At 67.3% G+C, this 22783-nt stretch carries 16 protein-coding genes and 1 pseudogene; 11 read left to right on the forward strand and 6 right to left on the reverse strand.

Annotation, left to right across the window (positions count from 1 at the left end):
- Window positions 1-10 precede the first annotated feature (10 nt).
- Both ACFYW7_RS26950 and ACFYW7_RS26955 read right to left on the reverse strand, forming a co-directional pair.
- Window positions 11-1006 (reverse strand): LacI family DNA-binding transcriptional regulator, encoded by a 996-nt coding sequence (locus ACFYW7_RS26950; protein WP_389506790.1) that lies wholly within the window; start codon window positions 1004-1006, stop codon window positions 11-13.
- 111 nt (window positions 1007-1117) lie between these two features.
- Window positions 1118-2131 carry a LacI family DNA-binding transcriptional regulator gene (locus ACFYW7_RS26955; protein ID WP_389154008.1) on the reverse strand — a complete coding sequence of 338 codons (1014 nt, stop codon included), beginning with the start codon at window positions 2129-2131 and terminating at the stop codon, window positions 1118-1120.
- A gap of 296 nt (window positions 2132-2427) precedes the next feature.
- On the opposite strand from ACFYW7_RS26955, the gene ACFYW7_RS26960 reads away from it, so the two are divergent.
- The 11 genes and pseudogenes from ACFYW7_RS26960 to ACFYW7_RS27010 all read left to right on the forward strand — a co-directional run bounded on the left by ACFYW7_RS26960 (window position 2428) and on the right by ACFYW7_RS27010 (window position 17581).
- The gene (locus tag ACFYW7_RS26960; RefSeq protein WP_389506792.1) at window positions 2428-3744 is read left to right on the forward strand and encodes an ABC transporter substrate-binding protein; all 1317 of its coding nucleotides are present in this window, start codon (window positions 2428-2430) and stop codon (window positions 3742-3744) included.
- Between the two features lie 101 nt (window positions 3745-3845).
- Window positions 3846-4730 (forward strand): carbohydrate ABC transporter permease, encoded by an 885-nt coding sequence (locus ACFYW7_RS26965; RefSeq protein WP_389506794.1) that lies wholly within the window; start codon window positions 3846-3848, stop codon window positions 4728-4730.
- A 5-nt stretch (window positions 4731-4735) separates the two neighbouring features.
- Window positions 4736-5644, forward strand: coding sequence for a carbohydrate ABC transporter permease (locus tag ACFYW7_RS26970; RefSeq protein WP_389506796.1), 909 nt, complete (start codon window positions 4736-4738; stop codon window positions 5642-5644).
- Window positions 5645-5954: 310 nt separating this feature from the next.
- On the forward strand, window positions 5955-8285 hold the full coding sequence (locus ACFYW7_RS26975) for a family 78 glycoside hydrolase catalytic domain (RefSeq protein WP_389506798.1): 2331 nt from the start codon (window positions 5955-5957) through the stop codon (window positions 8283-8285).
- Window positions 8286-8805: 520 nt separating this feature from the next.
- Window positions 8806-11229: a glycoside hydrolase family 3 C-terminal domain-containing protein gene (locus ACFYW7_RS26980; protein ID WP_389506800.1), complete on the forward strand. Its 2424-nt coding sequence runs from the start codon at window positions 8806-8808 to the stop codon at window positions 11227-11229.
- Window positions 11230-11400: 171 nt separating this feature from the next.
- On the forward strand, window positions 11401-12603 hold the full coding sequence (locus ACFYW7_RS26985; protein WP_389506802.1) for an ABC transporter substrate-binding protein: 1203 nt from the start codon (window positions 11401-11403) through the stop codon (window positions 12601-12603).
- 48 nt (window positions 12604-12651) lie between these two features.
- Entirely contained in the window at window positions 12652-13416 is a 765-nt protein-coding gene (locus tag ACFYW7_RS26990) for an IclR family transcriptional regulator (protein WP_389506804.1), read from the forward strand.
- Window positions 13417-13579: 163 nt separating this feature from the next.
- Window positions 13580-14538: pseudogene (locus ACFYW7_RS26995) on the forward strand (PDR/VanB family oxidoreductase).
- Between the two features lie 43 nt (window positions 14539-14581).
- The gene (locus ACFYW7_RS27000) at window positions 14582-15799 is read left to right on the forward strand and encodes a cytochrome P450 (protein WP_389506806.1); all 1218 of its coding nucleotides are present in this window, start codon (window positions 14582-14584) and stop codon (window positions 15797-15799) included.
- Window positions 15800-15863: 64 nt separating this feature from the next.
- Window positions 15864-16949: an S-(hydroxymethyl)mycothiol dehydrogenase gene (locus tag ACFYW7_RS27005; RefSeq protein ID WP_389506808.1), complete on the forward strand. Its 1086-nt coding sequence runs from the start codon at window positions 15864-15866 to the stop codon at window positions 16947-16949.
- Complete coding sequence (locus ACFYW7_RS27010) at window positions 16949-17581, forward strand: MBL fold metallo-hydrolase (RefSeq protein WP_389506810.1); 633 nt, start codon at window positions 16949-16951, stop codon at window positions 17579-17581. Before ACFYW7_RS27005 ends, ACFYW7_RS27010 begins: the two co-directional genes overlap by 1 nt.
- Window positions 17582-18100: 519 nt before the next feature.
- On the opposite strand, the gene ACFYW7_RS27015 is transcribed toward ACFYW7_RS27010, so the two are convergent.
- The 4 genes from ACFYW7_RS27015 to ACFYW7_RS27030 all read right to left on the reverse strand — a co-directional run bounded on the left by ACFYW7_RS27015 (window position 18101) and on the right by ACFYW7_RS27030 (window position 22564).
- Window positions 18101-18289, reverse strand: coding sequence for a hypothetical protein (locus ACFYW7_RS27015; protein ID WP_389506812.1), 189 nt, complete (start codon window positions 18287-18289; stop codon window positions 18101-18103).
- A 68-nt stretch (window positions 18290-18357) separates the two neighbouring features.
- Window positions 18358-19707, reverse strand: a complete 1350-nt coding sequence (locus tag ACFYW7_RS27020; RefSeq protein ID WP_389507236.1) for a chloride channel protein — start codon at window positions 19705-19707, stop codon at window positions 18358-18360.
- Between the two features lie 791 nt (window positions 19708-20498).
- Window positions 20499-22145 (reverse strand): cation acetate symporter, encoded by a 1647-nt coding sequence (locus ACFYW7_RS27025; protein ID WP_389506815.1) that lies wholly within the window; start codon window positions 22143-22145, stop codon window positions 20499-20501.
- Entirely contained in the window at window positions 22145-22564 is a 420-nt protein-coding gene (locus ACFYW7_RS27030; protein WP_389506818.1) for a hypothetical protein, read from the reverse strand. The genes ACFYW7_RS27025 and ACFYW7_RS27030 overlap by 1 nt, the downstream gene beginning before the upstream one ends.
- Between the last annotated feature and the right edge of the window lie 219 nt (window positions 22565-22783).

Consider the following 22783-nt stretch of genomic DNA (forward strand, 5'->3'; position numbering starts at 1 on the left):
CCCTGACGGGTCACCGCGCCGGCGTCCGCATGGTCGACCGGCGCACGACCAGTTCCGGCTGCAGCACGACGTGGGTGTGCTCGTGCGCGGCGGGTTCGGCGGTGTCCTCAAGGAGCAGCCGGCCCGCCTCCCGGCCCAACGTGAGGGCCGGTCGTCGCACAGAGGTGAGCGGAACAACAGCGGACGCGGCGAACTCGATGTCGTCGTACCCGACCACTCCGATGTCTTCCGGCACGCGCAGACCAGCCTCGTACAGTGCCTGCATCACACCAAGCGCCAGCAGGTCGTTGGCGCAGAAGACAGCGGTGGGGCGCTTTCTGAGGCCGAGGATCCTGTGCCCGGCGTCTCTGCCGGCGCTCACGGTGAGCGCCGGGCACGGCAGGTCCCGAAGAGACTCCGCCGGAAGACCGGCCATGTTGACCGCGATGGCGGCCCCCCTGCGCCGGTCCCGAACCTGCTGGAGACAGTCGGGTCCACTGACGTAGCCGATCGACCGGTGTCCCTGCTGGATCAGGTGGCGTACAGCGGCCTGTCCTCCCGCGACGTCGTCGATGCCGACCGAACACGCCCCCGGTTGAGGGGCGTTCTGGTCCGCGATAACGTACGGCACCCCGTTGCGACGGAAGCCCGCCACCCTGCGTCCCGTGCCGTCTCCGGAGGCCAGTACCGCGCCGCGGACCCGGTGCGAGGTGATCAGCGAAAGGTGACGGGCCTCGTCGGCCGGTCCTCGACCAGTCGTGCACACCATGACACCGAGGTCCGCCTCGAGCGCGGCCTGCTCGACACCGGCGGCCAGCGCGGTGAAGAAGGGATTGGCCAGGTCGAGGACAAAGACAGCCACGAGCCGAGAGGTGAAGCCGCGCAACTGGCGCGCTCCGTCCGAACGCACGTACCCCAGGGCGTCTATGACCTCCAAGACCCGCTGCCGGGTCGGAGAGGCCACGATGTCGGGGCGGTTGAGGACATTGGACACCGTGCCGAGCGAGACGCCGGCTTCCCGAGCCACGTCCTTGATGCCCACTCTGCGTCGGGCTGCGGCTTCCCGAGAAGTTGTTGTGTGGCGTCGCGGTGGCTCGCGCCGGACCGCGGGCACGGTGGGCATCGTCCGTTCCACGGTCTACCGGCCTCCTGGCGTTGCCGTGCTCTTCCGCACGACCAGACGCGGGGTCATGGTGGTGCGGATCGCCCGGTCTCGGCGGCCTTCGACTCGCTCGATGAGAAGGCGCGCGGCTGTCGAGCCCATGGTGTGTCCGGCCTGGTCGACGCTGGTCAGCTGGACAGGGGCCAGGGCCGCGAGGGCCGTGTTGTTGTAGCCGACGAGGGAAAGATCCTCGGGGATGCGCAGGCCGAGTTCGTGGGCGGCGCGGTAGATGCCCAGGGCCGCGACGTCTGCACCGGTCATGATGGCCGTGGGGGCGCGTTCCGCGGTCAACAAGGTCATGCCGGCCTTGAAACCACCGTCGTCGGAGTACGCGGCATGGTGCACCTGGGCGTGGTCGGCGAGACCATGCCGCTGCATGGCCTCCATGTAGCCGGAGGCGAGCACGATCTCGGGTGTCCTCTTCCACTGGCCCGTCTTGGCTCCGGACGCCGAGACAAGGGCGATGTCGCGGTGGCCGAGGGAGACCAGATGGTCCACCACCAGGCCGGCGCCGACATCGTCCGCGTCCACGACCGAGTCGTGGCTGTCCGCGGCGTCGTCATGGCCGATCACGACCGTGGGCGTCGACGCAGCGGTGGCGAGGACCTCCGGGCGAGGCGTGCTCGGCGCGATGAGGATCAGGCCGTCCATCTGGCGGTCCACCATGGAACGGATGGTGCGTGCCTGGTCCTGGCCGTCGAACCCGGCCGCTCCGATCAGCACGGTGTAATCGGAATGGCGCAGCTCATCCCGGATGCCGTCCAGGATGTCGGCGAAGAAGGCGTTGCGGACGTTGTCCAGCAGGACACCGATCGTGTAGGTCCGCCCGCGCATGCCACGGGCGGCCGCGTGTGGGCGGTAGTTGAGCGCGGTGATCGCGGCCTGCACCTTCTCGTGCATGGCCGGGCTCACCCCGTAGGCGTTGTTGAGCACCTTGGACACGGCCGCGGTGGACACGCCTGCGTGCCGGGCGACATCGGTGATCGTCACGCGCTTGTTCTGCCTGGGTTCTGCAGCGCCGTCCATCGCCCGCACTCCGGTTCTCGTGGTCGTTGGTGTAACGGTTTACAGGATGTCACACGCCCGGCGTCAAGTCTCTTACTGAAATCCCTGGTGTTACAGCTCCGTGTCTTGACGGAGTCGGGTGACAGGTGCAGGGTATTGCCCACTCGATATGGAGAACGTTTTACGAACTCCACCGCGGCGCGGCCGCCTGTCGCTCTCGGCGCCGTCCTCGCGCCTTCCGCCTCACATCTCGCTTCTTCTCCAACCTCTGGGAGTCACCCGTGTCCCTTCGCACGATCCGCGCTCGGCGCACACGTCTGAGCCTGTTCACGGCCGGCGCGGCCTCAATGGCGCTGCTCGCCACCGCATGCGGCGGCAGCGGGAGTGGCACCGCGGCGGCGCCGAAGAACTTCAGCTACCTCAGTGTCACCGAGAACACCACCGTCAAGACGGCCCTGACCAGCCTTTCCGAGGGTTCGTGCAAGTCCGCGAACGACGCGCTGCCTCTGAAGGTGGAGACCGTTCCCCAGGCAAGCCTCGACCAGAAGCTGCAGCTGCTGGCCGGGCAGGGCGCCCTGCCGGTGCAGTTCGCTGCGGGCAACGCCCCCGCGCTCACCCAGAAGCTCGCCAAGTCGGGGAAGATCGCCGACCTGGAAGCCAAGCTGAAGGAGCTGGGAGTCGGCGACCAGCTGGAGCCGGCCGCCGTGTCGACGATCAAGGCGCTGTACGGCGGCAAGCTGGAGGTCCTGCCGTACGAGTACAACATCGAGGGCGTCTTCTACAACAAGAAGATCTTCGAGGCCAACGGCCTGAAGGTCCCCGGGACCTGGGACCAGCTGGTCGCTTCAGCCGCCAAGCTCCAGGCCAAGGGCATCCAGCCCTTCTCCGCCTCCGGGCAGCAGGGCTGGCCGCTCACCCGCCTCATCAGCGGCTACCTCTACCGCAGTCTTGGCCCGGACGCACTCAAGGACGTCGCCGACGGCAAGGCCAAGCTGACCGACCCGCAGTACGTCAAGGCCGCCACCGAGATCGCCGCACTCGGCAAGAAGGGCTACTTCGGCAAGGGCGTCGGCTCCATCGACTACGACACCGCCATGAACCAGTTCCTCACGGGCAAGGCCGCCATGTTCTACATGGGCAGCTGGGCGCTGGCGAACATCGCGGACGCCAAGCAGGACAAGATCGGCGCGGGCAACGTCGGCTTCATGCCCTTCCCCGCCGTGTCCGGCGGCAAGGGCTCCATCGACCAGTACCCGTCCAACGTCGGCCTCGGCATCACCCTGGGCGCCAAGTCCTTCGACAAGAACACCGGCGCCTGGGTCTCCTGCATCGCCAAGAACTACGGCAGCAAGGCCCTCAAGGACCACGGCTCGATCTCCGGCTTCAAGGTCAACACCCCGGTCACCGACGCCAACGAGGTCACCACCCAGGTACGCGACACCATCAGCGCCTCCAAGCAGAACGTGCTGTGGTTCGAGGCCCTGTTCGGCACCAAGGCCACCACGGTCAGCCAGACCAACGCAGCGGGCCTGGTCAGCGGAAGCATGAGCCCCAAGCAGTTCATGCAGACCGTCCAGGACGCGCTGCCCGCTCAGTGAGCCGACCGGGGCGGCGTGCCTGACGCCGCACGCGCCAACAGCGCGCCGCCCCGGCGCCCACTGGGCACAACTCCTCATCGTCATCGAAGTGGATACCACTCATGCACCGCGTACTCGGTGACCGCAGGGCCGTCGCGATCCTGCTCGGTCCCGCGCTTGTCGTCTATTCCCTGATCATGCTCGTCCCAATGGTGTGGTCGCTCGGCTACTCCTTCACCAAGGGCAACTCCATCGACGGCTTCACCGGCAACGATGTCGCCAACTTCTCCCGCCTTCTCGATGATCCGGCCGTCCGCCAGGCTTTGTGGTTCACCCTCAAGTACGCCGTCGTCGTCACCGCCGGCCAGGTGGTCGCGGGCTACCTCCTGGCCCTGCTCTACGTCTTCTTCCTCAAGCGCGCCTCCGCGCTCGTGCGAACCCTCGTGTTCTTCCCGGTCGTGCTGCCCACGGTCGCCGTCGGCCTGCTCTTCCAGAAGTTCTTCCAGGTCGCTCCGCAGACCGGCCCCGTCAACTCGCTGCTGAACGCGGTGGGCATCGACTCCATCGACTTCTTCGGAAGCTCCTCGAGCGCCTTCTGGGTCCTCATCGTCATGGACATCTGGCGTTCCATGGGCTTCTACGCCGTACTGCTCTTCGCCGGTCTCGTCGACATCCCCGAGGAAGTCCTCGAGTCCGCCCGCCTCGACGGAGCGACCGGTCTGCGACTGGTACGCCACATCGTGCTGCCGCTGTCCCTGCCCGTGCTCATGTCATCTCTGATCTTCAGCATCAACGGGACGCTGAAAGCCTTCGACTCCATCGTCGCGCTCACCAACGGCGGCCCGGGCAACAGCACGACGCCACTGACCCTGTACATGTTCCAGACGTCGTTCTCCTACGGCGACTACGGCTACGGCAGCACCATCGCCGTGCTGCTCACCGTGGTGTGCCTGCTGGTGAGCCTGGTCGTCTTCCGCGTCTCACGGCGCGACCTCACGGAAAGCTGACAACCATGGCCATCGACACCCCTGTGAAGGCCACCGCACATCGGGCAAACCGCGAACCGTCCGCCGCCTCCGGACGGCCCCGGCGGCGCGTCCAGCTCAGCAAGGTGTGGGTGAAGATCGTCGTCACCCTGCTGCTGGTCGTCGAGATCTACCCGCTCGTCTGGATGTTCCTGACCTCACTGAAGTCCAACGACGACTACCTCAACCACTCCACCTGGAGCCTGCCCACCACGTGGGAGTGGGGCAACTACACCGAAGCGTGGACCACGGGCCACATCGGCCTCTATGTCCGCAACAGCCTGCTCGCCGTCGTCCCGGCGCTGGCCCTGATCCTGCTGCTGGGAGCGGCTGCCGGCTTCGCACTCCAGGTCATGGTGTGGAAGGGACGCAACCTGACCCTGCTGGTCTTCCTGGCCGGCATGATGGTGCCACCGCAGATGATCCTGCTTCCCCTGTTCACGGTGTACTTCCAGACCGGCCTGTCCGGCACTCTGTGGCCGCTGATTCTCACCTACACCGGCACCGGCCTGCCCCTGACCGTCTTCATGATGGCCACCTACTACAAGTCCGTTCCCCGTGAACTCTTCGAGGCCGCCACGATCGACGGCGCCGGGATCCTGCGCTCCTTTTGGACCATCAGCGTCCCGATGGTCCGCAACGCACTCCTGACCGTCGGCCTGGTCGAGTTCTTCTTCATCTGGAACGACCTGCTGATCGCCCTCACCTTCACCAACAGCCAGGACCTGCGCACCGTCCAGGTCGGCCTGCTCAACTTCACCGGCGACTTCGGTGCCACCCAGTACGGCCCCCTGTTCGCCGCCATCTGTCTCAACGTTTTCGGCACCCTCCTGATCTACCTCTTCCTCAACCAGAAGGTCATGAAGGGCCTCACTTCCGGAGCGCTCAAGGGCTGACCTCCGAAGCCCGCCCGCTCCCGCACGTGAAGAAAGGTTCCCCTTGTCGACCCCCCAACCCGCCCCGGTCTCCTTCGAACACCTCCCGGACGGCCTCGGCATCGGTACGGCCACCCCGCGACTGACCTGGAAGCTTCCCCCCGGCTCCGGCAGCCAGCAGGCGTACGAGGTCCGGCTCGAACGGGCCGGCCGTCAGCGCGGCACCGGTCGGATCGAAGGCAGCGACCAGGTACTGGTGCCCTGGCCCGATGAACCGCTGACCTCACGTGAGAACGTGATCGTCCGAGTTCGGGTCTGGACGGATGGAGCCGTGGCTCCTTCCGCCTGGAGCGAGCCCAGTGTTGTGGAAGCCGGCCTGCTCGATCCAGCGGACTGGCGTGCCATCCCCGTCGGCTGCGGATGGACCGAGGATCCCGCTGCCGAACGCCGTCCGGCCCGGGTCCGCAAAGACTTCCACCTCGATCGCCCGATCACCCGAGCCCGTCTCTACGTCACCGCGCACGGCCTGTACGAGGTGGAGATCAACGGACTCCGGGTGGGCAGCGAGATCCTCGCCCCAGGCTGGACGGTCTACCCCCACCGCCTGCGCTACCGCACCCACGACGTCACCGCCCACCTCGGCACCGGCGCCAACGTGATCGGAGCCTGGCTCGGTGATGGCTGGTACCGCGGCAAATACGGATTCGACGGCGGTACCCGAAACATCTACGGCAATGACCAAGCTCTCATCGCTCAGTTGGAAGTGACCTACGACGACGGCACCACGGCGGTGATCGCCACGGACGCCACCTGGACGGCGGCCACCGGCCCCATCGCCAGCAGCGGCCTCTATGAGGGCGAGCACTTCGACGCCCGGCTCGACGACCCCCATTGGGCGACCATCACGCCTGAGCGGCACGATGAGTGGACCCCCGTACGGCTCGGCAACCGGAACCCGCGCACACTCGTCGCCCCCCAGGGCCCACCCGTTCGCTGCACCCAGGAGATGGCCCCCACCGCCATCACACGAACCGCCGACGGCCGACACCTTCTCGACTTCGGCCAGAACCTCGTCGGCCGGCTCCGCCTCACCGCCGACGGACCCGCCGGCACCACCATCACCATCCGCCACGCCGAAGTGCTCCAGGACGGAGAACTGGCCACCCAGCCCCTGCGCGAGGCGTACTCCACCGACACCCTGATTCTTTCCGGGCATGGTCCGTACACGTGGGAGCCCCGGTTCACCCTGCACGGCTTCCGCTACGCCGAAATCAGCGGCTGGCCAGGAGAGTTGACCCAGGAGTCGGTGACGGCCCGTGTCTATCACACAGACATGCGCCGTACGGGCTGGTTCGAATGCAGCGATCCGCTGATCAACCGGCTCCACGAAAATGTCGTATGGAGCATGCGCGGCAATTTCGTCGACATCCCCACCGACTGTCCCCAGCGCGACGAACGCCTAGGTTGGACGGGCGACCTTCAGGTCTTCGCCCCCACCGCGAGCTTCCTCTACGACTGCGCCGGCATGCTGGACTCGTGGCTCACCGACGTCGAGCTTGAGCAGCTTCCCGACGGCACCATCCCCTGGTACGTTCCCGTCATCCCCGGCAAGCCGATGTGGACACCGATCCAGCCCGGCGCCGCCTGGGGAGACGTCGCCACGCTCACCCCCTGGACCCTGTACCGGCGCTTCGGCGACCTTCAGATCCTGAGCCGCAACTACGCCATGGCCAAGGCATGGGTGGACCTCGTCGAACGACTTGCCGGCCCCGCTCGCCTCTGGGACACCGGATTCCAGCTGGGTGACTGGCTCGACCCCGCCGCTCCGCCGGATGACCCGGCAGCAGGTTGCACAGACCGCTACCTGGTGGCCACGGCCTACTTCGCGCATTCTGCCCGTCACCTGTCCCTGGCTGCAGCCGAACTGGGCATGAAGCAGGACACCGAGCGATACGCCGCACTGGCCGAAGAGGTAGCGGTCGCCTTCCGCCGTCGGCACGTACTGCCTGATGGCCACATGACCAGCGACAGCCCCACCGCCTACGCGCTCGGTATCGCCTTCGACCTCCTCACCGAGCCGCAACGCCGCGCAGCCGGCGCACGGCTGGCAGAGCTGGTCCTCGCCGATGAAGCCCGAATCGCCACGGGATTCGTGGGGACGCCGGTGATCTGTGACGCTCTCACAGACACCGGCCACCTCGACGTCGCCTACCGCCTGCTGACCCAGACCGAATGCCCATCCTGGCTCTATCCGGTCACGCAAGGCGCGACCACCATCTGGGAGCGCTGGGACAGCCTTCGCCCCGACGGCACCCTCAATCCCGGCGGAATGACCTCCTTCAACCACTACGCCCTTGGAGCCGTCGCCGACTGGCTCCACCGCGTCGTCGGAGGCATAGCCGAGGCCAGGCCCGGCTACCGGCAGCTCGTCTTCCAGCCGCGGCCCGGCGGCGGTATCACCTGGGCGCGGACACGCCACGAAACGCCCTACGGCGCTGCGGCATTGTCGTGGGAGACGACCGCCGAAGGCCGGATGCACGTCCATGTCGTCGTGCCAGACGGCTGCTCGGGCGTCGTGCGGCTACCAGGGTGTCCGCCAGTCCACGTCGGGCCAGGGAAGCATGACCTCGACTCCTGGGAACTCCTGCAGGAAACAGCCTGAAAGACATTCATCGATTCCAAACAGTCCGGCGCCGCTTGCGGCGCCGGACTGTTTCTCTTTGAAATTCATTGAGGCTTCACCATTCGCCTGGTCGATGGCGTCCATCGATAAGACTTATGGTGACTCGTGTCGGTCGTTCGTTTCAAATTGAAATTTCACATGCGCATTTCAATTTGAGCGTTAAATGCGCTGGTCAGTGACATTTCTGTTGCGTGGTTGCCAAAAGGGTTGACCCTTCTGTGCGGGCCCTCTAGTTTGTCCGTTCAACAAGCGTACGCAACACAGAAATCCCCACTCCATCGTCGCTACTGCTGCCGCGGGACTCGGTAGGCAAGCAGGCGATTCTGGGAACATCGCAGGGATCCGTCTCCCTTCCCCGAACCGGGGCCGGCCGTGAACCTGACCCAATCGGCTGGCCCCCTCTTTTTCTGTGTGCGTATATCCGTCCCCCCTTCGGAGAGCCGCCGTGAAAAGAAGAACATTTCTGTCTGCCGCTACCCTCACCGCAATAGGGCTGAGCATGGCTCCCCTGATGACCGACGCGGCCGCCGCAGCGCCCTCCGCGACACCGCAGGACCAGGCGGACGCGATGCTCGCCCGCATGACAGCAGCCGAGAAGGAAGCGCTCGTCCGGTGCGACTTCGCGACTGTCGCCCACCTCGGTATTCCGGCTCTGACCATGGTGGATGCCTCGGCCGGTCTGCGCGGCGAGCAGGGCGTGACCGCATTTCCGGTTCCGGTCGCGCAGGCGGCGACCTTCGACGCCAACCTGGCGGCACGCATCGGCACGGCGATCGGCGCGGAGGGCCGGGCCAAGGGCTACAACAACCTCCTCGGCCCCACCATCGACCTCACCCGGACCTGGCATTCCGGCCGGCAGTCCGAAGGCATGGGCGAGGACCCCTTGCTGGCCGGCCAGTTGGGCGCGGCTCTCACCACCGGCATACAGAGCCAGAACGTCGCAGCCACGGTCAAGCACTTCGCCGCCTACACGCAAGAGACCAACCGCTTCTCCACAGACACCAAGGTCTCCGACCGCGCGCTGCACGAACTGTACGAAGCGCCGTTCCGCCGCGTTGTCACAGCCGCTCCGACCACTTCGGTCATGATGGCCTACCCCAAGATCAACGGGACCTTCGCGACACAGAGCCCCGCCCTCTTCGACGACGTGAAGAAGACCATCGGACTGCAGGGCTACACCGTGCCGGACTTCTGGGCGGGAGACGGCCAAGTCGCCGCCGCGCGAGCCGGCATGGACCTCGCCGGACTCGGCCCCTACGCGGTCAAGATCCCCGCCGGAGGACTCACCGGCGGTGCGATACCGAGCACTCGGCTGGACGACGCAGCCCGACGCATCCTGGTCACGATGTACGCGAACGGCCTCTTCGACCATCCCGTGCCCACTCCGGCGGCCGACGTCAGCACCCAGGACCACCAGGACCTCGCCCACGAGAGCGCCGTCGCCTCCCTGGTGCTTCTGGCCAACCGCTCCGCCGCACTGCCGTTGCCGACCACCCTGAAATCCCTGGCCGTCATCGGCCCGGCCGGCACCGACGTCTTCACCGGCGTGGGCGGCTCCACCTACGTCGATCCGGGATCATGGACGACCCCTCTGGACGCCATCCGCGCCCGCGCGGGCAGCGCCGTCACCGTCACGCACGCACAGGGCACCAAGGGAGATCTCCCCCTGACCGCAGTGCCCTCCACCGTGCTGCGCAACGGCGCCGGGAGCCCGGGCCTGTCCGCCACCTACTACTCGGGAGCAGATGCCTCCGGCACCCCGCTCACCACCCGCACGGACACTGGTATCGACTTCACCTCCGCTCCCGTGGACAACCTGCCCGACGTGTGGTCCGCGAAGTGGACCGGCACCCTGGTTCCAGCGACCACGGGCTTGCACCGCTTCTCCCTGCTCGCCGCGGGAACCGCCACCTTGAAGATCAACGGCACCACGGTCGCCACCGGCGCCCGGCACAGCCGCCGATTCTTCCTCGGCCCCTACGACTACCCCCTCCAGGGCACCGCCGCGCTGACCGCCGGAAAGGCCGTCACCATCGAGGTGATTTACACCAACGCCACCACCGACGCCGGTACCTGCGGGCTCACGCTGGGCTGGCAGCCCGATTCCCTGATACCCGCCGCAGTCGACGCGGCGCGCGCCGCGGATGCCGCCGTCGTCTTCGGCAACCGGGTCGCCGGAGAGGACATGGACCACCTGGCACTCGGTCTGCCCGGTGATCAGGAACAGCTCATCGCCGCCGTGGCAGCGGTCAACCCGCGCACCACGGTCGTCCTCAACACCGACGGTCCCGTGGCCATGCCCTGGCTCGGCGACGTCGAGGCCGTGCTCCAAGCCTGGTACGGAGGCCGCGGCATGGGCACGGCGCTGGCCGCGGTCCTCTTCGGAGACAGCGACCCCTCCGGCCGCCTGCCCGTCACCTTTCCCGCCGACGCCACCCAAGGGCCGGGCACCACACCCGCGACCTACCCCGGCAGCCACGGAGCCGTCTCCTACGACGAGGGCATCGCCATCGGCTACCGCTACTACGACAGCAAGGGGCAGCAGCCACGCTTCCCCTTCGGCCACGGCCTCTCGTACGCCACCTTCGCGCACGGCTCGCTCGAGGCCACCTACGACAAGAGCGCCAAGACAGTGACGGTGGGCGTGACCGTCACCAACACCAGCTCACGCAAGGGCACGGAACTCGTGCAGGTCTATGCCGCACTGCCGAGCGCCGCAGCCGCTGAGCCGAAGCGGCTCGTCGCGTTCCGCAAACTCACCCTGGCCCCGGCTGGCTCCCAGCGGCTCACGGTCACCATTCCCTTGGACAACCTCACCATCTGGAAGGCAGGCGCCTGGGCGCTTGTCCCTGGCACGTACACCTTCGCCACAGCGCACAGTTCCCGCGACCTGACCGCGCAGCGAACCGTGCCCATCAGCTGACCGCAATCCCAGCCGGCGCGTCACGCTGTCCGCCTTCTCGCCACGGCGTGACGCGCCTTCGTCATTCCGGCTCATCGAACCTCCGCCTCCACAACCGCATGGAGCCCGCCCGTGTCCTGCAGACCGAGACCCTTTCGCTTCGCCGCATCCCTGACGTTGAGCATGGCACTCTTGACCAGCTGCTCCGCCATCGGAGTCGGCAGTGACACCTCGGACACCGAGGTGTCCGTCAGGGCCAACATCACCGACAAGGCTTCGATGCAGGCCGTCGTCGCGGCCTTCCACCGAAGCCATCCCAGCATCCACGTCAGCGTCAGCTACGCCGACACCAACACCCTGCAAAAGGAGCTTCCGCAGCAGCTTCGAGCAGGCAACGCGCCGGATGTCTTCACCGTCTGGCCCGGCAGCGGCAACCCTGCCTCCGTCCTGGCCTTGAAAGAGGACGACTTCCTGGAAGTACTCAGCCTGCGCTTCTTCGCCGGCCGGATCCCGGACAGCATGCGACCGGTCACCGACGGTGGCGTCGGTACGTACCTGGTACCTGTCACCTTCAGCGCCATCGGCGCGATCTACTCGGCGGAAACGCTCAAAGCCATCGGCGGAACCCGGCCCACCACCTACAGCGGCCTCCTCGCCCTGTGCGAAACCGCCCGCCGGCACGGGAAGGTGCTCTTCGCGCTGGGCAACCAGACCCCATGGGTCACCCAGCTCGTCGACTACGCACTGGTAGCCACCACGGTGTACGCCCACGACCCCGACTTCGACACGCAGATGGAGTCCGGAAAGGAGACCTTCGCTCGGTCGGGATGGCGCCAAGCCATGACCAAGTACCTGGAGATGCGCGATCGTGGCTGCTTCAGTCCCGCTCCGCTCAAAACCAGCTACGAGAACGCCCTCGACCAAGTGGCCGACGGGAAAGCAGTGGGGGTGGTCCAGGTCGCCAGCACTCTTGCCACTCTGCGTTCCGCGGCCCCGGACATGCACTTTCGGATGACGGTCCTGCCCGCCACGGATCAGCCGAACGAAACCCGGATACCTGGCGCCGTCTCCGCCGCCTACGGGCTCAACGCCAAGACCCCCCACCGCAAAGCGGCACTGGCGTTCGTGGACTTCCTGGGATCAGAACGGGGCCAGAACCTGTACAACCGGTCCGGAGCGACGCTGCCTGCTCTGCCCAACAACTCCTTCTCCGTCGATCCCGCCGTCGCGGAGGTGGCACGGCGGCAGAAGGACGGAACGACGGTACCGTTCATGGATCAGCGTTGGCCCAACTCAGAGGTGCAGCAGACACACTTCGAGCAGGTGCATGCACTCTTCGCAGGCACCACGGACATCGCTCACGCACTGGCTGCCATGGACCGTGCGTACGAGTAGACGCAGAAACGGACACCCCCGACCGGGAGACCACCAGAACGGTTCGCCATGAACACACCTCATCAGGAGTCGGTGCTGTCCAGGGCAGCTCGCATTCTCGAAGCGTTCAGCCAGGACGAGCCAGCGCTGACGGTCTCCGAGATCGCCCGTCGAACCGGCCTGCACGTGGCCACGGTCTCTCGCCTCGTGGCCGAGCTCGTGGCGCACGGTTTCCTGAGCCGGGACTCCGACCGCAAAGTACGCATCGGCGTGCGGCTGTGGGAGCTGGTAACGCGTGCTTCCCCCACTCTCTCCCTGCGCGATCATGCAATGCCGTTCATGGAAGGCGTCCACGACGTCGTCGGTCACCACGTGCAGATCGGCGTCCTCGACGGCGACGACGTGCTCTTCCTCGAACGGCTCTCCGCACCACACGCGGTGATCAACTACACCCGGATCGCCGGGCGCCTTCCTCTGTACGCCTCCTCCAGCGGTCTGGTGCTCCTCGCCCACGGCCCCAGTGACCTCAAACAAAGGATCCTGGACAGCCCGTTGATCGCGTACACACCGGTCACACCAGCCACACCGGCACAGCTGCGCGCGGTTCTTGCCGAGATCCGGCAGCAGGGTTACGCGTACTGCCCCGGCTACGTCCACGCGGAGGCCCTCGGCGTAGCCGCGCCCGTCCGCGGTGCGGACGGCACGGTGATCGCGGCGCTGTCGGTCATCGTGCCCAATGAGGCCGGTGCCCAGGCCGTTGTCCCCGTCGTACGGACCGCCGCCCGAGGCATCTCCCGCGCGCTGGCCGGACGCGGGACACAGGACGCTTCGTAGGCATATGACGGCGATGCGACGGCCGCATGACATCTCCGCGAAGTTGGTCTCTCACTGAACGAGAATGCCGTCGCGGTCCGACGGTGCCCGCGCGCATGCTTCCTGCATTCCACAGACGGGAGGCGACAACGTGGTCGTACACAACCTGCTGCCCACCGCTCCGCTGCAGCAGAACCTCTCCACCGTGACGTTGCGGGTACAGGACAAGGAACCTGTCGCCGACGGCGTCGTGTCACTCACCCTCGCGCATCCCGAGGGCACACGGCTACCGGACTGGACGCCCGGCTCGCACATCGACCTCATTCTCCCGACCGGTGCGACTCGCCAGTACTCCCTGTGCGGCGACCGATGGGACCCGCGCGCCTACCGCATCGCGGTCCTCCGCGAAGCCCCCGGCAGGGGCGGCTCCGCCTACATCCACGATCAGCTCATGCCCGGGAACCTCGTGGAAGTCGGAGGGCCGCGCAACCACTTCCCCCTGGCGCCCGCCGAGCGCTACCTGTTCATCGCGGGCGGCATCGGCATCACGCCTCTGCTGCCGATGATCCACCAAGCCGACGTGACCGGAGCCGACTGGCAACTGCTGTACGGAGGCCGCAGCCGAGCGTCCATGGCCTTCCTGGAGGAACTCACATCCTCCTGGGACGACCGAGTCCACATCAGCCCCCAAGACGAGGTCGGACTCCTCGACCTGGAGGCCTGGCTGAGCGAACCGGATGAGGGAACCAAGGTGTACTGCTGCGGACCTGGGCCCTTGCTCACTGCCGTTGAGACAGCGTGTTCCCATTGGCCCGCGTACAGCCTGCGGACCGAGCGATTCACAGCCAAGGCCCTGACAGAGCCGGTGCACCACGGGCCCTTCGAGGTCGAACTGCGCCGCAGCGGGCGGGCGGTGACCGTGTCACCCCCGACGTCACCGTCCTCCAAGCCGTGCGGCGGGCAGGTGCGGACGTCTTGTCTTCCTGCGAGCACGGCACCTGCGGCACCTGCCTCACCCCGGTCGTGGAAGGCACCCCGGACCACCGGGACTCGGTGCTGGCCGAACACGAACGCGCCGCCAACGACTGCATGCTGCCCTGCGTCTCACGTTCCCGCTCGGCCCGCCTGGTCCTGGACCTCTGAGCCACGACCCGCCCCTTCCCGAGCCGCATTCGCTGGAGCCGCCATGACCGAAGCACCCGCCGTCGCCGTCGAACCGCCCACGAGCGACGCCGACCCGTTCGCCACCGAACACCTCACGACGCCCGAACCCCTGCACCACGCCCTCCGGGAAGCAGGTCCCGTCGTGCGGCTGTCCCGCTACGACGTCTACGCACTCGCCCGATACCGCGAAGTGCACGCGGCCCTCGTCGACTGGCAGACGTTCCAGTCCGCCGCCGGCGTGGGACTGGCCAACTTCCGCCATGCGAAGCCCTGGCGGCCTCCGAGCCTGCTGCTGGAGGCCGACCCACCGCACCACGACGCACCGCGCCGCGTCCTGCGCGAGATACTCGCCCCACCAGCACTGCGCCGACTGCGTGCGGCATGGCAGCCGATAGCCGACGACCTCGTCGACACCGTCCTGGACACCCAGGGAACCGACTTCGACGCGTTTGAAGCGCTGGCCAAAGCATTCCCGCTGCGCGTCTTCCCGGACGCCGTGGGACTGGGACCCGACGGCCGCGACAACCTCCTGCCCTACGGCAACGTGGCTTTCAATGCCTTCGGCCCCGTCAACGCCCTCGTGCAGGCAGACGCTCCCAGAGCCGCCGACCTGTCCGCCTGGGTGAACGCCCAGTGCGCCCGCCAAGCCCTCACCGACGACGGATTCGGCGCCCGCATCTGGGCCGCTGCCGACCGCGGCGACCTCACCCACGAGCAGGCACCGCTGGTCGTACGCTCCCTTCTCACCGCCGGCGTCGACACGACAGTGCATGGCCTGGCCGCCACCCTCTACGCCCTCGCCAGCCACCCTGACGAATGGCAGCGGCTCCGCGAACGCCCCGAACTGGCCCGCGTGGCGTTCGATGAGGCGGTGCGCTGGCAGTCACCCGTCCAGACCTTCTTCCGCACCGCCACGACCGACGTCGAGATCGCGGGATCCCTCATCCCCGAGGGATCCAAGATCCTCATGTTCCTCGGCGCGGCGAACCGTGACCCGGCCCGCTGGAACGACCCGGACCGCTTCGACCTCACCCGCGATCCATCCGGACACGTCGGCTTCGGCATGGGCATCCACCAATGCGTAGGCCAGCACGTAGCCCGCCTGGAAGCCGAAGCACTCCTCACGGCCCTGGCTCGACGGGTGGAACGCGTCGAGCTCGCAGGCGAACCGCGCCGGCACCTCAACAACACCCTGCGCTCCTTCGCAGAGCTCCCCGTACGCGTGCGCCCCGTGAGCTGACCACCGTCCGTCGTAAACCCGAGCATCACCTCCCACACAGACAGACAGTCGAGAGGATCCATCCATGCCTCAGCACGTACGCGGCGTCGTCGCCCGCAGCAAAGGCGAGCCGGTGCGCGTCGAGACGATCGTCGTGCCCGATCCAGGGCCGGACGAGGCGGTGGTAAGAGTGCAGGCCTGCGGCGTCTGCCACACCGACCTGCACTACCGCGAAGGCGGCATCAACGATGACTTCCCGTTCCTTCTCGGACACGAGGCGGCGGGCATCGTGGAGGCGGTCGGCACCGGAGTCACCGACGTGGCGCCGGGCGACTTCGTCGTCCTGAACTGGCGGGCGGTCTGCGGCCGTTGCCGCGCATGCCGACGCGGACGCCCGCAGTACTGCTTCGATACGCACAACGCGCGCCAGAAGATGACCCTCACCGACGGCACCGAACTGTCACCCGCCCTCGGCATCGGCGCCTTCGCCGAAAAGACCCTCGTCGCCGTCGGCCAGTGCACGAAGGTCGATCCGGCCGCCTCACCAGCCGCTGCCGGCCTGCTCGGCTGCGGGGTCATGGCAGGCATCGGTGCGGCGATCAACACAGGAGGAGTAGGCCGAGGCGACACCGTCGCTGTCATCGGCTGCGGAGGCGTCGGTAACGCAGCCGTCGTCGGCGCCCGGCTGGCCGGCGCCGCGAAGATCATCGCCGTGGACATCGACGACCTCAAGCTCGAGACAGCCCGGACGATGGGCGCCACGGACACAGTGAACGCGCGCGACACCGACCCGGTCGAGACGATCCGCGAGCTGACCAGCGGATTCGGCGCCGACATCGTCATCGAAGCCGTCGGGCGGCCGGAGACCTACCGACAGGCGTTCTACGCCCGTGACCTGGCCGGCACCGTCGTCCTCGTGGGCGTCCCCACCCCCGACATGCAACTCGACCTGCCGCTACTGGACGTCTTCGGACGAGGCGGCACGCTCAAGTCCTCCTGGTACGGCGACTGCCTCCCGTCCCGCGACTTCCCCATGCTCATCGACCTCTACCTCCAAGGCCGCCTGGACCTCGACTCCTTCGTCACCGAGACGATCACCTTGGACGAGGTCGAAGACGCCTTCGCCCGCATGCACAAGGGCGATGTCCTCCGCTCGGTGGTGATCTTCTGATGACCGGGGTCCGCGTCGAACGCCTCACAACCTCAGGCACCTTCAGCCTGGACGGCGGCCTCTGGGACGTCGAGAACAACGTCTGGATCGTCGGTGACGACCACGAGGCGATCGTGATCGACGCTGCCCACGACGCCGATGCCATCGAGGCAGCCATAGGCGACCGGCGCCTGACCGCCATCGTGTGCACCCACGCCCACAACGACCACATCAACGCGGCCCCGGCGCTCGCCGAAGCCACCGGAGCTCCCATCCTCCTGCACCTCGACGACCGACTGCTGTGGAAGCACACCCATCCCGAGCACAGCCCTGACGGCTATCTGTCCCATGAACAGCGCATCGACGTTGCGGGAACGGAGTTGCGGGTGATACACACCCCCGGCCACACACCGGGATCGATCTGCCTGTACGCCTCGACGCTCGGCACCGTATTCACCGGCGACACTCTGTTCGCGGGCGGTCCCGGAGCCACTGGGCGCTCGTACTCGGACTTTCCCACCATCGTCCGCTCGATCCGCGACCGACTCCTCACCCTGCCACCCGGCACACAGGTCCGCACCGGGCACGGCAGCGATACGAGCGTCCGGGCGGAAGCTCCCCATCTGGAGGAGTGGATAGCCTCCGGTCACTGAACGGGGTCGGTGACGGAGCCGATGCGCTTGTCCTCGGCCACCTGTGGAGGGGACATACCTACGCTCAGCCTCACGAGTGGAGGGCGGCACCCCTTGTGACCTGCGCTGTACCAAAGTGCCAACTATCTCGCTGATTCCGGACCTCTGGTTGCTGAAGCCAGTTGGCATCAGCGCAGGTTGCGAACGTCGCATGGTGCCAACTACCGAGCTTGGTCACAGTGTGTGACGAAGCTTTTTGGTCGGCACAAAAGCGGGATGGTCGGCACCGTACCGAGGGCGCGGACCGGAGGGCAGCGGGCCTGGCTTGCAGCCTGTCCGAGGCGGCTGACCTGCTATTTTCTCAGGGCTGGTGAGGTTCGGGCGTGCTGCGCGTTCGTGTCTCCTGCTTGATGGTCGTGCGTACGGAGACGCGGAGGTGCGGATTCTGGTCGCAGGGAGTCCCGAGTCGTGTCGAGTCTCAGGCGTCCGCGGCAGCAGCGCTGCTCGCTGCTTCGTCCTTCAGCGTGAGGCCTGTGATACTCACGCTGAAGTCAGCCCGGACGAGATGTCGTCGATGCGGACCTGGAGACTGTCCTCACGGTCGCAGGCGCTCGCCGGATGCGCCGCGTAGACGTCGAGACGTCTACGAAGATGGAGCCGGGCACCGCGCAAGTCGTCTCCCTGGAGAACGGAGAGCCCGCCGCCCTCTCGCGTTTCTCGGTCTCGCATGATCACAAAACGGATGTCAGCCGACTACGACGAAGCCCTGCCACTCCGCTGGAGCACGCCTTCCCTTTTCATGGCGCGGGCTTCCTCGCCGGGATGGGGTCCGCGGGGGTGGGGGCGGGGGCGAGCCGCAGCGTGAGGACGTAGGAGACCACGACCGCGACAATCACGAGCGGCATCACAGTGAGGCCCTGCATTCCGAGCAGCAGAGTGGCCAGCAGAACCGCAGTCATCGGTAGCTTCAGCATCGCCACGCACATTGCTCCGACGCCCATCGCGAAGCCGGACGTTACGTCCAGTCCAGGCAGATGAGCCAGCGCCAGCCCACCCGCCGCTCCCAGGAACATCGACGGAAAGACCGGTCCACCACGGAAGGCGCTGAGGGAGAGGCTGTAGGCGGCGGCTTTGCAGACCACCAGTACCACTAGGGCGCCGGCCGTGTAGCCGGCCTGGCCGGCCAGCAGTGGGCCGAGCGCGTCCTGGCCGGAGTACAGCACGTCGGAGGCCTTCTCGCCCGTCCACTCGGCGTACACCAGTGCGGCCACTCCCACAAGCGCACCGGTCAGCGTCGTTGCCACCACGCGCCGCCGCTCGACTCGGCCCTGCAGGAAGAGGGCCGACCTGTGGATTCCTGCGCCAAGGACGGCTGAAGCCACGCCGATGACGAGTGCCCATCCGAAACCGGCGACGTCGGGGCGGTCGGCATGCGGTACCTGGCCGAGAACCAGGGAGTAGGTCCCCAGGCCTGTCCACGAATCCAGTCCGGTGAAGATCAGCGCGCCGACGCCGGCCGCAAGCAGACCCGGCACCAGGACGGCCCCCATCATTACGCCACCGAGGCCGGCCGCCTCCATCAGCAGGAAGGCCCCGAGCAGCGGCGAGCCGAGCAGTGTGCTCATGGCCGCAAAACTCCCCGCGGCCCCGAGCACAGTGATGGCGCTCGGTTGGATGTCACGCTTCACGGCCCGCACTGCGAACACTGCCAGGCCGCCGCCGAGCGCGATGAGCGGCGCCTCAGGCCCGATCACCGCCCCGGCTGCGAGGGAGGTCACTGCGGCAAGTGCGATGCCGGGAAGTTCCGCCGCCAAGGGCGCTCCCTTGGTGACCAGGCCCTCGGCCGGCTTGTGGCCGCCCTCACCCGGCAGGTACCGGATCGTCAGTGCCACCAGCAGTCCGGCCACGGCGAGCAACGGGATCGGCCACCACGACGGCGTCTCGGCAAAGCCGAGCCCTCTGGGTAGATCGTTGTAGGTCAGCGACTGCAGTTCGGAGACGAGTGCGAGGAAGCCGAACGCTGCCGCCGAGATCGGAATACCGAGAAGCGCTGTCATGACCAGCAGCACGGCGTACCCGCGCGAGCGGATCAGTGCGAGCGGATCGGGCGGCGCCGGGGCGGACGGCCCGCTGGGTGTGGCTGGCACGTTCATCGTCTCCTCAGTACCAGGAGCCATCTGAAGTACGTCTCGTTGACGCGGCTCCGTACCGTCGTATCACGCACGATGAGCTACTCGGCGTCACGACTCCGCGACTTTCCGGGGAGCGAGGTCCCCACTGCTCGACCGTGTGTACGGAGACATCTCATGGCTCAGTGACAGGTCAAGCGGCCGACCGGAGGTGACGTTAGTGCCGCGACAGGCAACGTTTGCCGCGTCGTGACGCCCGGCACGCCCTCTCGCTGCACCGGCCGAAAGCCCAAGTACATCCAGTACGAGGACTTCCGGCCGGCACTCCCCCGAGCTCTTCGAACAGGGGGTACCCCCAGAGCACGCTCCCGAGCTCTCGGCTTCGTTCGAGCAGGGGGACCCCCATTGACGCCGCTCCTTGACGAGCAAACGTTGCAGTACTAGCTGCAGCCGTAGCGGCAGGGCGCACGCTGCAGTAGCCCGTCGTCCTCCGGCATCGTGTTCCAAGTAGGCGGACGCTTTTGCGGGGCCAACGGGAGGAGGCGGATGCCTGCGGCTCCGTTGAGGAGCATGGCGGTCCCCGCCGCTGTGGTCAGGGCCTTGCGGTGTTCGGCGGCCCGGCTGGAGAGCACGAGCGGCTGCCTGGTCGGTAGTACCTGGTTGATGGAGTGCAAGGCTTGGTTGCGCAGGCTTTCGGGAAGTTCGTCCAGGCCGTCGAGGATGGGCAGACCGTTCCGCCCGTCGCCAGACGGAACCCCCCTGCTCGATCGCTCGAAGTCCGGAGGGCGTTCCTCCGTCTGGACCGCCGTTCAGTCGCCCCCGGCGCCAGTGAGGATCCGGAACTCCGCTTCCGCGTAACCGGGTTCGCCCTGCCCGTCGTCGGCCCTGTGCCCGCGTGCAACGACGCTGCCCACCCAGCCGAGAAGGAAAGCCGTCGGTATCGACACCACACCAGGAGTTTGCATCGGATACCAGTGGAAGTCGTTGTGCGGGAAGAGTGCGAAGGGCGTGCCGGAGACCGCCGGTGAGAACACATTCAGTCCGATGGAGGTCGCGAGGCCGCCGTAGACGGTCCACAACAGCCCGGTGCGGTTGTACCGCTGCCAGAAGAGGGTGTAAATGACGGCGGGCAGCACCGAGGAGGCCGCGACGGCGAGTGCGAGGGAGGAAAGGAAGTTCACGTTGTAGCCCTGCGAGAGGGTGGCGAGGACGATGCTGAGGACGCCGACGCCCGTCCCGGACCAGCGAGCCGACCGGATCTCGCGCATTTCCGTGAGCCGGCCGCGGCGTAGTGCGTGCGCGTGCACGTCGTGGGCCAGTGCAGCGGCCGCCGAGAGCGCGGCACCGGCGACCACTCCGAGGACCGCGACGAACACCGCGCACGCCACAGCTGTGAACAGAGCGCTCCCCGCAGCGTTCGTGGTGCCTCCTTCCAGCCCGCCGGCCAGCAGCAGCAGTGACATCTGGCCCTTCGGGTCGACCGCGGTGATGGTGCGGTCGCCGACCAGAGCGGCCGCGCCCAGCCCGGCGATCGCTACGAGCAGGCAGAAGACGCTGATCGCAGTGAGGGCGTACCGGGAGGCACGGCGCGCGGCCGCGCCGTCGGCAACGGAGTTGATCTGCGTGATCATGTGCGGCATCACGGCAAGGCCCAGCACGACGGTCAGTTGGGTGCCGAAGAAGTCGAGCCGTCCGGCGGGGTCTTGGCCCAGCTGAAGCCCGGAGTGCAGATAGACGTCTGGGCGGCCGCTGCCGCGCGCAGCGGCCGCGAGCAGTGCGTTCACGTTCCAGTGGAAGCGGTGCAGTACGAGGACGGCGACCGTGGCCACCGCGCCGAAGACGATGACGACCTTGAGTGTCTGCACGACGCTGGTGCCCCGCATGCCGCCCAGCACGGGGTAGCAGATCATCAGTGCGCCGACGAAGACGATGCAGGCCTTCTGCGCGCCAGGGTTTTCCAAGCCGATGAGCAGGGCGGTTGCGCTCCCCACACCCGACAACTGCACCACCAGGAAGGGCAGCGAGACGGCGAGGGTGGCCACCGCGGCCGCGATCCGCGGCGCTGCCCCGGGCATCCGCAGTGCGAGGATGTCGCCGATGGTGAAGCGACCGGCATTGCGTAGCGGCCCGGCGAGTATCAACAGCACACCGAGGGCGAGGCTGGTGCTCAGCACGAGGACCAGGCCGTCATAGCCGACGACGGCGACGAGTCCGGTGGTGCTCAGCAGAGTTGCTGCCGATATGTAGCCACCCACCAGGGCGATGGCGGCCTGAAACGGCGTCAGTGATCGATTGGCGGCGTAGAAGTCGGCGACCTCGTCCCGCTCGGGTGCGGCCAGCACGCACAGGAGCAGCGAAAGTCCAGCGAACGCCAGAAACGAGACTAGAACGGCCGTTTGCGCGCCGGAGCCGAGGAAGCTGGCGCCGGGTCCCTCGAGAAGCGTGACCTCGCTCATCACCACGTCATCCCCGTCCATCCCGTCGGGTCGACCGGCCGGCTGTGGCCCCGCGCGCGGAGGCCGCCTTGCCCTCGTGCTGTGTCTGCGCGGGCCCGCAGGATCTTCGCGCGTGTGTCGCAGCGCTGGGTGGAGAACCGGTCGTACCGCCAGGCGGTCACCAGCAGCAGCACTGCCTGCAGAAGGCCGAGGCCCATGCCGAGAGTGAGCGTGCCCGCGATCTGCCACGCCGGAAGTCCGTCTGACGAGCAGTCGATAAGTAGGGCGAGAGCGAATACGGCTCCGTTGGCGATCACGAAGCGTCGCCGCGATCGTGCGGCCAGGCGGCGGAGCCTGCCGAGTTCCGGACCGTCAGCCGTCAGATGCTCCTCCGAAGGGAACGCCGCGGACGGGTTGACGGGGTGGTGCGAGAAGGACATACGGGTGTCCCTTCACGTGAGGAGTCTGTTCGGTTGTTGTCTGCAATGTGGAGCCGGCTCAGAGTCGACAGCCGGACAGAAGCCGCGATCGTTCGTCCGGGCGGAAACGGATCGTGAAGCCGGCACGCAGCAGCCGCAGTGGATCAGTTGCTTGTCGAGGAACCGTTGAAAGAGGGCAGGAGTTTTCGCGCGACCCTCGGCGCCCACACCGAGAATCGT

This window comes from Streptomyces sp. NPDC002580 (assembly GCF_042889485.1).
Classification (GTDB): Bacteria; Actinomycetota; Actinomycetes; order Streptomycetales; family Streptomycetaceae; genus Streptomyces.

Coding starts and splice junctions, on each gene's coding strand:
- ACFYW7_RS26965 (WP_389506794.1), top strand. CDS start 3,846: ATGCACCGCGTACTCGGTGACCGCAGGGCCGTCGCGATCCTGCTCGGT.
- ACFYW7_RS26970 (WP_389506796.1), top strand. CDS start 4,736: ATGGCCATCGACACCCCTGTGAAGGCCACCGCACATCGGGCAAACCGC.
- ACFYW7_RS26980 (WP_389506800.1), top strand. CDS start 8,806: ATGGCTCCCCTGATGACCGACGCGGCCGCCGCAGCGCCCTCCGCGACA.
- ACFYW7_RS26990 (WP_389506804.1), top strand. CDS start 12,652: ATGAACACACCTCATCAGGAGTCGGTGCTGTCCAGGGCAGCTCGCATT.
- ACFYW7_RS27000 (WP_389506806.1), top strand. CDS start 14,582: ATGACCGAAGCACCCGCCGTCGCCGTCGAACCGCCCACGAGCGACGCC.
- ACFYW7_RS27005 (WP_389506808.1), top strand. CDS start 15,864: ATGCCTCAGCACGTACGCGGCGTCGTCGCCCGCAGCAAAGGCGAGCCG.
- ACFYW7_RS27010 (WP_389506810.1), top strand. CDS start 16,949: ATGACCGGGGTCCGCGTCGAACGCCTCACAACCTCAGGCACCTTCAGC.
- ACFYW7_RS27015 (WP_389506812.1), bottom strand. CDS start 18,289: ATGCGAGACCGAGAAACGCGAGAGGGCGGCGGGCTCTCCGTTCTCCAG.
- ACFYW7_RS27025 (WP_389506815.1), bottom strand. CDS start 22,145: ATGAGCGAGGTCACGCTTCTCGAGGGACCCGGCGCCAGCTTCCTCGGC.
- ACFYW7_RS27030 (WP_389506818.1), bottom strand. CDS start 22,564: ATGTCCTTCTCGCACCACCCCGTCAACCCGTCCGCGGCGTTCCCTTCG.